Source organism: Hansschlegelia plantiphila (assembly GCF_027922265.1).
Classification (GTDB): Bacteria; Pseudomonadota; Alphaproteobacteria; order Rhizobiales; family Methylopilaceae; genus Methylopila; species Methylopila plantiphila.
On record NZ_BSFI01000001.1, the window covers coordinates 304,686 to 311,215 of the forward strand.

Below are 6,530 nucleotides of genomic sequence, written 5' to 3' on the forward strand. Positions count from 1 at the left end.
GCCAGCGCGGGGACGGATCGAGAAATAGGGGAAAGCGATGCCGATCACGCTCGAAGGGTCGTGCCGGTGCGGCGCGGTGAGCTTCTCTGTCGAGAGCCACGCGCCGCAGCCCTATCAGCTCTGCTACTGCTCGATCTGCCGAAAGACCGCGGGCGGAGGCGGTTACGCCATCAACCTCCACGCCGACGCGGCGACGCTGAAGGTCAGCGGAGAGCGGTCGATCGGGGTGTTCCGCGCCGAGATCGCGGATGGCGAGGGCGGCTGCAGGACGAGCTCCGGCGAGCGGAATTTCTGCGGGAAATGCGCGACGGCGCTCTGGCTGTTCGATCCGAACTGGCCGGAGCTGCTGCACCCGTTCGCGTCGGCGATCGACAGCGAACTGCCGATCCCGCCGGCGCGGACACATCTGATGCTCGGCTCGAAGGCGTCCTGGGTCGAGCCGGTGATCGGACCGGACGATCTGACCTTCGACGAATATCCCGCCCAGTCGATCGAGGAGTGGCACCGCGCGCGCGGCCTCTGGATCGACTGACCGTGTTCAGGGCCGGAAGGCCCGTCACGCCGCCTTCGCGGGTCTCCGCGATTCCGTCGCCGCGCGGCTTTCCAGTGGTGGATGCCCGGCTGGCGCCGGGCATGACAGGCCAGCGCGGTCGAACTCAGTACCCGCGGACGATCCTGTCGCTCTGGCGAAGCTGGTCGCCGCCCTGGCCGTATTCCGTCTCCTCGGCGCGGCGAGCGGAGCGCTGCGGCGCGGCGTCGTAATCGACGACCGGCTGCGGTCCCACCTGCCAGCCCAGCTGTTCCGGAGCTGCGGGCTGCTGCTTGGCCCGGGCCGGACGGGGCGCGACATAGACGTCGGGGTCGCGCTGGGTCATGCGGGCCGGAGCGCGTTCCGCGGCGATGGCCGGAGCCGGCCGGATGTCGACGGGAGGCGCGATCGGACGCGACTCGATCGGCTGGTTGTCCGCGCGCACGCTGCGCTTCGGCTCATAGTCGACCGGCGGAAGCTCGGCCTGCGCCATCTGCTCCATGCGCTGACGCGGACGACGCGGCTCCGTCGCGGGGAGCGGCTCATATTGCGGGATCGGGGCCGAGGCCTGAGCGCGCGGCGCTGGCTGCGACGCGCCCGGAAGCGGCTCGTATTGCGGGATCGGCGAGGACGCCTGGGCGCGCCGGGGCGCGGCGTCGGGCAGCGGCTCGTATTGAGGGACCGGCGCGGCGTCGCGCTCGACCGAAGCCACGTCGTAGCGCGACGGGCGCGGCGTCTCGCGCTCGGCGACCACGATCGGGCGCTCGCGCACCACGGGCGCAGGACGCGCCGCGGCGAAGACCTCCTTCGGCGGCGAGGCCATCGGACGGCTCTCATACGGATCGGCGCGGGCGATCATCACGGTCTCGGTCGGCGCCGGCGGCGCCGGCCACGAGCCCTGGCCGCCCCACCACGTCTTCGGCGGCTGACGCTTCTCGTAGAAGGCGTTGCCGCCGGCGACGAGCGTGTAGCGCATGTTGCGGTAGGGGAACTTGTAGCCCGCGGTGTGGAAGAACTGCGCGCTCTTCGCCGCGGGGTGACGGGCGCCGGCGAGCACGGCGTCCGCCATCCGGCGGGCGCGCGGCGCGCCGCTGTCGGTCATCGAACGCACCAGCACGCCGGGGGCGAACTGCCTGGGCGCCCCGACGACCTGGCAGATGCTGTTGCCGTACCGGCCGGACTTCAGCCGGTTCATCACGACCGTCCCGACCGCCAGCATGCCGGCGTCGCTCGAGCGGTTCGATTCGAAATACATGGCGCGCGCGAGGCATTCGCGTTCGCTGAGGTTGACCCGGGTGATCGGGCCGCGGGTGGTTGCGCAACCGGCGAGGCCGGCGGCGGCGATCGTCAGGACGACCGCGTTGCGGAAGCTGATCGCGGATTGGCGAGACACGCCGGTACTCCAACTCGATACGCTACGCGAACTGAGGCCGGACTGTTGCTTCCGCGTTACATCGCGGAGGGAAACGCGTCCTGCCGTTTCAGAGGCCAACAAAACGCGAAGAGTCTGAGGAAAGCCTTAACCGGGCGAGGCGGCGGCGCTTCGAAAGTGATCAGGCGTTCGCTTCACCGACCTCGGCGGCGAGCCAGGCGAGGTAGCTCTCAGAGCCGCCGATGATCGGCAGCACGAGGATTTCCGGCAGATCGTAGGCGTGCAGCCTGCGGATCGTCCGCTCGACGGCAGGGGAGGCGGCGGCCGTAGTCTTGATCTCGACGACGAATTCCTCCGTGCGGCGGATCTCGCCGTCCCAGCGATAGACGCTCTCCGCCCGCGAGATGCGCGCGCAGGCCGCCTCTCGGCGCTCGATGACCGCGGTCGCGATCGCGTCGGCGACCGCGTGGTCATCGGTGGTGGTGAACACCGCGACGAAATCCGGCATCACGCTTTTCCCTTCTTAGGCTCGGCGGGGCGGAGCGCTCCGCCCCGCCGAGCCGCCGATCACTTCGCGGCGGGCTCGCCGCCCATGGCCGCGAGCATCTTCTTCATCTCGGCGATTTCGCGCTCCTGATCGGAGATGACGCCCTCCGCAAGTTTCCTCACCTCGGGATCCTTGCCGTATTTCAGCACGACCTTAGCCATGTCGATCGCTCCCTGGTGGTGGGGGATCATGCCGGCGAGGAAGTCCCTGTCGGCGTCGCCGGTGTAGGTCTGCTTCATCGCCTTGTGCATCGTCATGTCCGCGTGTTTGTAGGCCTCGGTCGAGGCCGAACCGGCCATCTCCATGCCGCCATGATCCATGGCCTTGTGGTCCATCTCTTCGGCCACGGCCGGGATGCAGGCGAGCAGCAGGGCGGCGGCCGCAAGGCCGCCTTTCAGATTGCGCATGGCGCAACTCCTTACGTATCGATGGTGATCAACAGGGCGCACGCCGCCGGCGACTCGCATCGCCAGCGTGGGACTAACGCCGAGGCGGCGGCGACGCTACCGCGAGAATGGCCGAACGCGCCGGCCGGTCGGGACGCGCATAGGGTTCGACGGCGAGCCCCCGCATGACCGGCTGAGCCTCGATCGAGGCGAGCGTCGCGCAGCACATGGCCGCGCAGCAGGCCTTAGCCATATGCGCTGCGCCGCGCTCATGATCGGAGTGATGGACAGGCGCCGCGTCGCCCTGTGAGGCGTGCGAGTCCCACATGCAGGGGGACGCCATGCCGGCCTCCGAGCCCGCGAACAGGCCGAAGGCGATCAGCACGGTAAGAAGCCTCAGCAGCGTCAAGGAGGCGGTCGCCTTCGCTTTTCGGCGCCCGGCTCCCCTCAGCGCCACCAATACTCTTTGATATTCCCCTTCTGGCCGGCCGAGAAGTCATACCTCGACTGCATCGACTGCTCCTGGGTCTGGTAGATCGGCCCGTAGGGCGTGTCGGGGTCGACGTCGGCATAGGACCGATCGCGATGGCGCATCACCCAGGCTCGTCGCTCGACCTCGCGCCGGCGCGCTTCGCGCGGTCCGACGTGCTCGACGGCCACCGCATCGCAGCGGCAGTGCGACCGCCTTTCCTTTGCCGAGGCCGCCGCCGGGAGAGCCATGACGGTCGCGAGGAGCAGGATCGCCGAGAGTCTCATTGCGCGGCTTGACCTTTCAAGCGAGACCGGGCGGAGCAGACAAGCGGACTTCAGGGAACGACGCAACGCCCATGCCGACGCAACGCCGTTCCGCTCCCATCGTTCCTGCGCGCCGCCTCCGCGTGACGGGCGTCTGAGCCAACCGCCCGCGATGAACGACACAACCCTGCAGCGCTACGAGGCGCTTGTGCGCTCCGGCGCGCTGGAGCGCGATCCGGCGCAGGAGGCGGTGGTCGCCAAGCTGAACGCGCTCGACGAGCGGCTGCGCCAGAAGAACCGCGGCAAGTCCGGCGCTCTTGGCTGGCTGTTCGCGTCAAAGCCGACCGCGCCGCTCAAAGGCCTCTACGTCTGGGGAGACGTGGGGCGCGGCAAGACCCGGCTGATGGACGTGTTCTTCGAGGCGGCGCCGATCGCACGCAAGCGCCGGGCGCATTTCCACGACTTCATGATCGACGTCCACGCTCGTATCCACGCGGCGCGGGCCGAGGCGCATGGCGGACGCCATTCCGGCGACGTCATCCCGCTGGTCGGCGACGCGCTGGCCAAGGAGTTCGGCCTGCTCTGCTTCGACGAGTTCCATGTCACCGACATCGCCGACGCGATGATCCTCGGACGGCTGTTCGAGCGGCTGTTCGCAGACGGGGTGGTGGTGGTCGCGACCTCGAACGTGCCGCCGTCGGAACTCTACAAGGACGGCTTGAACCGCTCGCTGTTCACGCCCTTCATCGCCCAGATCAAGGAGCGGATGGAGGTGGTGAAGCTCGCGGCGCGGACCGACTTCCGGCGCGAGAAGCTGGGCGAAAGCGGCGTCTGGCTGACGCCTGCCGACGAAGCGGCGCGGACGACGCTCGACGCCGTCTTCCACTCGCTGGCGGGCGGCGACGGCGAGCCCGTCGCCTTCGACGTGCAGGGCCGTCATGTCGCCCTTCCGCACGCCGCGAACGGCGTCGCCCGCGCGAGCTTCGAGGATCTCTGCGCAAAAGCCCTGGGCGCCGCCGACTTCCTCGCGCTGGCGCGCCGCTATCACACCCTCGTGCTGGACGACGTGCCGACGCTCGGCGACGCGCGCCGCAACGAGGCGCGCCGCTTCATGACGCTGATCGACGCCCTCTACGAGCGCAACGTCAAGCTCGTCGCGTCGGCCGAGGCCGAGCCCGACGGTCTCTGGACGGGGACCGAGGGTTACGAGAGCTTCGGCTTCGCGCGCACCGCCTCGCGCCTGATGGAGATGCGCTCCGAGGAATGGCTCGCCCGCGGCCATGGCCGCCCCGACAGCGCCGCGAGCGGCCAGACGACGGGACTGGTCGAGACGTGAACGAGATCGCGTGCGGGGGCGCGAATCCTTCGATCCCCCGCGCTTTGCGCGCCTTGATCCGCTAGGACGATAGGGCTAGTTCCAGCACTCCGAACGCGTTCCCGCCCGTCCGCCTCGAAGCGTGGCGAGCTTCCAAGAGACCCGAAGAGGACCCCATGGCGCGCAGCAAGATCGGACTCGTGGGCGCCGGCCAGATCGGCGGCACGCTCGCCCATCTCGTCGGCCTGAAGGAACTGGGCGACGTCGTCCTGTTCGACATCGTCGACGGCGTGCCGCAGGGCAAGTCGCTCGACCTCGCGCAGTCCTCGCCGGTCGACGGCTGGAACGCCAAGCTGAAGGGCACGTCGTCCTACGAAGATCTGGAGGGCGCCGACGTCGTGATCGTCACGGCCGGCGTGCCGCGCAAGCCTGGCATGAGCCGGGACGATCTGATCGGCACCAACCTCAAGGTCATGGAGCAGGTCGGGGCGGGGATCGCGAAATACGCGCCCGACGCCTTCGTGATCTGCATCACCAACCCTCTCGACGCCATGGTCTGGGCGCTGCAGACCGCTTCCGGCCTGCCGGCCGAGAAGGTGGTCGGCATGGCGGGCGTGCTGGATTCCTCGCGCTTCCGCTACTTCCTCGCCGACGAGTTCAACGTTTCGGTGGAGGACGTCACCGCCTTCGTGCTCGGCGGCCACGGCGACACCATGGTGCCGTTGCCGCGTTACTCGACCGTCGCCGGCGTCCCCCTGCCCGACCTCGTCAAGATGGGCTGGACCAGCCAGGAGAAGCTCGACCAGATCATCCAGCGCACCCGCGACGGCGGCGCCGAGATCGTCGGCCTGCTCAAGACCGGCTCGGCGTTCTACGCGCCGGCCGCCTCCGCGGTCGCGATGGCGGAGAGCTACCTCAAGGACAAGAAGCGCGTGCTGCCCTGCGCGGCCTATCTCTCGGGCCAGTACGGCGTCGACGGCATCTATGTCGGCGTGCCGGTGGTGATCGGCGCCGGCGGCGTCGAGCGCATCGTCGAGATCGAGCTCGACGCCGCGGAGAAGGCAGGCTTCGACAAGTCGGTCGAGTCCGTGAAAGGTCTGATCGCGGCCTGCAAGACGATCGCGCCAAATCTCGGAAAGTAACCGTCAAACGACCGACGCGCGTCGAGGAGCAACTCAAAATGTCCATACTGATCGACGCGTCGACGCGCGTGATCTGCCAGGGTTTCACGGGCAAGAACGGCACGTTCCATTCGGAGGCGGCGATCGCCTACGGGACGAAGATGGTGGGGGGCGTTGCGCCGGGCAAAGGCGGCCAGACGCATCTCGACCTTCCGGTGTTCGACACCGTCGCCGAGGCCCGCGAGGCGACCGGGGCCGACGCCTCGGTGGTCTACGTGCCGCCGCCAGGCGCGGCGGATGCGATCTGCGAGGCGATCGCGGCGGAGATTCCGCTGGTGGTCTGCATCACGGAAGGGATTCCCGTGCTCGACATGGTGCGGGTCAAAAGGGCGTTGGACGGTTCGAAAACCAGGCTCATAGGCCCGAACTGCCCGGGCGTGGTGACGGCGGGCGAGTCGAAGATCGGCATCATGCCGGGCAACATCTTCTCGCGCGGCACGGTGGGGGTTGTGTCGCGCTCGGGCA

Annotated in this window: 9 protein-coding genes; 4 read left to right on the top strand and 5 right to left on the bottom strand. The window is 69.0% G+C overall.

The window, feature by feature from the left end; all coding sequences use genetic code 11:
• The first annotated feature begins 37 nt into the window (after nt 1-37).
• Entirely contained in the window at nt 38-532 is a 495-nt protein-coding gene (locus PKE75_RS01360; RefSeq protein WP_271166892.1) for a GFA family protein, read from the top strand.
• Nucleotides 533-656: 124 nt separating this feature from the next.
• Here PKE75_RS01360 and PKE75_RS17875 read toward each other — a convergent pair whose 3' ends face one another.
• The 5 genes from PKE75_RS17875 to PKE75_RS01385 form a co-directional block, all read right to left on the bottom strand.
• Nucleotides 657-1,922: a cell wall hydrolase gene (locus PKE75_RS17875; RefSeq protein WP_428979083.1), complete on the bottom strand. Its 1,266-nt coding sequence runs from the start codon at nt 1,920-1,922 to the stop codon at nt 657-659.
• A gap of 160 nt (nt 1,923-2,082) precedes the next feature.
• Nucleotides 2,083-2,409, bottom strand: coding sequence for a divalent-cation tolerance protein CutA (cutA, locus tag PKE75_RS01370; protein ID WP_271166893.1), 327 nt, complete (start codon nt 2,407-2,409; stop codon nt 2,083-2,085).
• 59 nt (nt 2,410-2,468) lie between these two features.
• A complete protein-coding gene (copM, locus tag PKE75_RS01375; protein ID WP_428979084.1) occupies nt 2,469-2,855 on the bottom strand; it encodes a CopM family metallochaperone in 387 nt (128 codons plus the stop codon).
• A gap of 73 nt (nt 2,856-2,928) precedes the next feature.
• Nucleotides 2,929-3,243 carry a hypothetical protein gene (locus PKE75_RS01380; RefSeq protein WP_271166894.1) on the bottom strand — a complete coding sequence of 105 codons (315 nt, stop codon included), beginning with the start codon at nt 3,241-3,243 and terminating at the stop codon, nt 2,929-2,931.
• Between the two features lie 38 nt (nt 3,244-3,281).
• The gene (locus tag PKE75_RS01385; protein WP_271166895.1) at nt 3,282-3,428 is read right to left on the bottom strand and encodes a hypothetical protein; all 147 of its coding nucleotides are present in this window, start codon (nt 3,426-3,428) and stop codon (nt 3,282-3,284) included.
• A 313-nt stretch (nt 3,429-3,741) separates the two neighbouring features.
• Here PKE75_RS01385 and zapE point away from each other — a divergent pair, with 313 nt between their 5' ends.
• The 3 genes from zapE to PKE75_RS01400 form a co-directional block, all read left to right on the top strand.
• Nucleotides 3,742-4,905, top strand: coding sequence for a cell division protein ZapE (gene zapE / locus PKE75_RS01390; protein ID WP_271166896.1), 1,164 nt, complete (start codon nt 3,742-3,744; stop codon nt 4,903-4,905).
• Between the two features lie 155 nt (nt 4,906-5,060).
• A complete protein-coding gene (mdh, locus tag PKE75_RS01395; protein WP_271166897.1) occupies nt 5,061-6,026 on the top strand; it encodes a malate dehydrogenase in 966 nt (321 codons plus the stop codon).
• 38 nt (nt 6,027-6,064) lie between these two features.
• A partial coding sequence (locus PKE75_RS01400) for a succinate--CoA ligase subunit alpha (protein WP_428979085.1) occupies nt 6,065-6,530 on the top strand: 466 nt, incomplete at its 3' end.